Annotated in this window: 4 protein-coding genes and 1 pseudogene; 4 read left to right on the top strand and 1 reads right to left on the bottom strand. The window is 60.7% G+C overall.

The window, feature by feature from the left end:
- Positions 1 to 407, bottom strand: a pseudogene (locus AC1DT3_RS14625) (ABC transporter ATP-binding protein/permease); the annotation flags it as partial.
- Between the two features lie 242 nt (positions 408 to 649).
- Between AC1DT3_RS14625 and AC1DT3_RS14620 the strand changes: the two are divergent.
- The 4 genes from AC1DT3_RS14620 to AC1DT3_RS14605 all read left to right on the top strand — a co-directional run.
- Complete coding sequence (locus tag AC1DT3_RS14620; RefSeq protein WP_477465973.1) at positions 650 to 1,744, top strand: methionine ABC transporter ATP-binding protein; 1,095 nt, start codon at positions 650 to 652, stop codon at positions 1,742 to 1,744.
- Positions 1,734 to 2,399 carry a methionine ABC transporter permease gene (locus AC1DT3_RS14615; RefSeq protein ID WP_477465972.1) on the top strand — a complete coding sequence of 222 codons (666 nt, stop codon included), beginning with the start codon at positions 1,734 to 1,736 and terminating at the stop codon, positions 2,397 to 2,399. The genes AC1DT3_RS14620 and AC1DT3_RS14615 overlap by 11 nt, the downstream gene beginning before the upstream one ends.
- Positions 2,400 to 2,443: 44 nt before the next feature.
- A complete protein-coding gene (locus tag AC1DT3_RS14610) occupies positions 2,444 to 3,232 on the top strand; it encodes a MetQ/NlpA family ABC transporter substrate-binding protein (protein WP_477465971.1) in 789 nt (262 codons plus the stop codon).
- 139 nt (positions 3,233 to 3,371) lie between these two features.
- Positions 3,372 to 3,724 (top strand): hypothetical protein (locus AC1DT3_RS14605; RefSeq protein ID WP_477465970.1); only part of this gene is annotated, 353 nt, incomplete at its 3' end.

The raw sequence follows: 3,724 nt of genomic DNA, 5'->3' as shown, positions 1-3,724 counted from the left end.
GGTCCGAGGAACGGGATATGGATGACGCTCGCGACGCGCGATTCATAATAGCGATCCGCGATCGTCATGATCGTGCGGATCACCGGAATTCGGGAAACGCCGAAAATGACAAACGCGAAGATGGTCGCGCCGATCGCCATCGAAGCAGGTGGAACGTATCCGCTCCAATCCTCCGAGATGGCGCCCAGGCCCTGGGCGACGAGCAGAAGGGCGAGAAACGCCTCCGCGACGGCCAGAACGGCGATGAAGACTTTGAGAAATTTCGGCATCGTCCGCGCGAAGACGAGCGCGAGAGCCATGCCGAGCATCGCCACCGGAACGAGGATCGAGAACGGAACTTCCGCACCGAGGCGCAGGGCGAGCAGGCCGAGACCGGCAATTGCCGCCGCGAGGCTGGCCGTCAACATGAGAAATCCCCCGGGGTTGTGCTCTTGTTTAGTCGTATGATCGGGAGCCGATCAACTAGCCTCGTGGCAAGATCAAGGACAAATTCCTGCAATTGCGTGAGTGGCGGATCGAAGGGCACCCCGCAAGGGTCTCTCAGCCGRCTAGACCGTTCTGAAGAACATAAAATCCGATTTAAAGAACAAAACTGTTGACATAGAGAACGTAGTTATCCATTTCTTCGCTACTGCGAAAGAGACATGAGATGAACGCGCCCCTTGGATATTTCGCCGATCACTCGCTGCAACGCCTCGTTCCGGCGGAAGCGATCGTTCGCCTCGAAAAAGTATCTAAGGTCTATACCGGCCGCAGYGGTACGCCTGTTTCTGCGCTGGAAGGAATTGACCTGACACTGCCGCAGGGTTCGGTTCTGGGTGTCATCGGACGGTCGGGCGCCGGAAAGTCGACCCTGATCCGACTGGTCAACGGCCTCGAGAAGCCGACATCGGGACGCGTCATCGTCGACGGTGCGGACATTTCGGGCCTGCCGGAACATTTTCTCCGTCATGCCCGCCGTTCGATCGGCATGATCTTTCAGCACTTCAATCTCCTGTCGTCCCGCACGGCGGCGCAGAACATCGCACTTCCGCTCGAGGTTGCCGGTTACGACAAGGCTGCGATCCGCACGCGGGTCGATGAATTGCTCGCCCTCGTCGGCCTTACCGACAAGCGCGACCGTTACCCTTCCGAATTGTCGGGCGGCCAGAAGCAGCGGGTCGGCATCGCGCGCGCTMTTGCGACGCAGCCCAAAGTGCTGCTCTCGGACGAAGCCACCTCGGCGCTCGATCCGGAAACGACACGCTCCATTCTCGATCTGCTGGCCCGCATCAACGCCGAGCTCGGCCTGACCATTCTTCTCATCACCCATGAGATGGCGGTGATCCGCTCGATCGCCCGCGAGGTCGCCGTCATCGACAACGGGCGGATCGTGGAACAAGGCGACGTCTTCGACGTGTTTACACGCCCGCAGCACGAAGTGACCCGCACCTTCCTTGCGGACGAGACCGGTCGGGCTCTCCCAGCTTACGTCGCCGACCGCCTCCACGCCGAACCAACGCCGAACAGCCAGGCTGTGATCCGTATTGGCTTTCGCGGCCCGCATGCGACCGACCCGGTCCTCGCGCGGCTCGCCCGCGATCACAACATCGAAGCCAACATTCTTGCCGGCAGCGTCGACGAGATCGCTGGCCGTCCATGCGGCATTCTCGTCATCGGGGTGCCGCAGGCCGATCTCGCGAAGACGCTCGCTTTCCTGACGCAACACGATCTCGATACGGAGGTACTGGGCCATGTCTCCTGAGATGATCCGTCTTATCCTGTCCGCGACTGGCGAGACCCTGATGATGGTCGCGATCTCCGGCGTCATCGGAACGCTCTTCGGCCTGCCCCTCGGCGTGTTTCTCGCGACGAGCGGCAAAGGCGAATTGTTCGCGGCGCCATGGGTCAATAGGATTCTCGGCAGCATCGTCAACGCCGCGCGCTCGACGCCGTTCATCATTCTCGTCGTCGCGATCATTCCGTTCACGCGGCTGATCGCCGGCACCTCGATCGGCACCAATGCGGCCATCGTTCCGTTGACCGTCGCGGCGACGCCGTTCATCGCACGGCTCATCGAAGGCGCGATCCGCGAAGTCGATCAGGGTCTCATCGAAGCGGCGCGCGCATTCGGCGCCACGCCTCTGCAGATCGTCCTGAAGGTTCTTATCCCCGAAGCGATGCCCGGCATCGTGCTCGGCCTCACGCTCGCAGCGGTATCCCTCCTCGGTTATTCGGCCATGGTCGGCGCCGTCGGCGGCGGCGGCCTCGGCGATCTCGGTATCCGCTACGGCTATCAGCGCTTCATGCCCGACATGATGATCGCCGTGGTGGTCGTTCTGATCGTCCTCGTCCAGGCCGTGMAGAGCCTTGGCGACCGACTCGCGCGCCACCTCAACAAACGTATCCGTCACGCCTGATTTTCATCCCTTCCGCGAACATCGACCCTACCAGGAGCTTATCCATGTCTCTCAAGAAACTGGGCCTCGCTGCCCTCCTCTCCCTCACGGCCGCGCTTCCTGTTGCGGCGCAGACGCAGACTGTCCGCATTGGCGTKACGCCAGGCCCCCATGCGCAGATTCTCGAAGCGGTAAAGCCGATCGCCGCCCAGAAGGGACTCGACATCAAGATCCTCGAGTTCTCGGATTACGTGGTGCCGAACGCCGCACTCGCCGCCGGCGAGCTCGAGGCGAATTCGTTCCAGCACCAGCCCTACCTCGATAACCAGAAGACCGATCGCGGCTACAAGATCGAGACGGTGGCGCTGACGGTCAACTTCCCGATCGGGATCTACTCGAAGAAGCACAAGACCTGGGATGCCGTGCCGAACGGCGCGACCATCGCAATCCCCAACGATCCGACCAACGGCGGCCGCGCGCTTCTGCTGCTGCAGGATAAAGGTGTACTGAAGTTGAAGGACGGCGTCGGGTTCAAGCCGACGGTCATCGACATCACGGAAAACGCGAAGAAGCTGAAATTCGTCGAGATCGACGCCGCTCAGGCGCCACGCGTCCTCGAAGACGTGGACGCCGCGGTCATCAATACCAATTATGCGACGCAGGCCGGTCTCGACCCGGTCAAGGACGCGCTGACTCGCGAAAATCCCAAGGGTCCGTACGTCAACGTCATTGCCGTGCGCGCAGAAGACAAAGACAAGCCGTGGGTCAAGATCCTCGTCGATTCGTATCACACGCCCGAAGTGAAGAAGTTCGTCGACGAGAAGTTCAAAGGCGCGGTACTGACGAGCTGGTAGCAAGGAAAACGTATCATTGTTTCAGAAAACCGGCCCGTCGCGGCCGGTTTTTTTGTGTCCTCCCGCACAGACGATTGAAATCATATTGCACACATTCCCGCCTGACGTTACGAGATAACTTCACAGGGCAGGACGACGAATGGCGACGCCAACGCTGAACACAGTGAACGTGATGGAGATTTATGCCTCCACCACGATCTTCGGTCCCGGCCGAGGGCTCGTGCAGGGTACTAAATGGGGCACCACAGCGGATCCCGCAGGCGTCGAGCTCACATGGAGCGTCCCGAAAGGGACTGCTTATTACGCGTTCTTCTATTCTTTTCTCGACGAGTGGAGCAACTGGGGCGAGTTTTCCGCGACCGAGACCGCTCGCGCCGCTAAGGCGCTCGATACCTGGACATCCGTTTCGGGCCTCAGCGTGACGCGCGTCGCCGATAACGAGACGACGGTCGGAGAAATCCGTTTCGCAAAGTCGTCCGAGATGGCTTCGGA

The organism is Microvirga sp. P4_G7, assembly GCF_056401005.1.
Note: the sequence above shows the minus strand (reverse complement) of the source record. Positions and strands in the feature narration are given on the sequence as shown.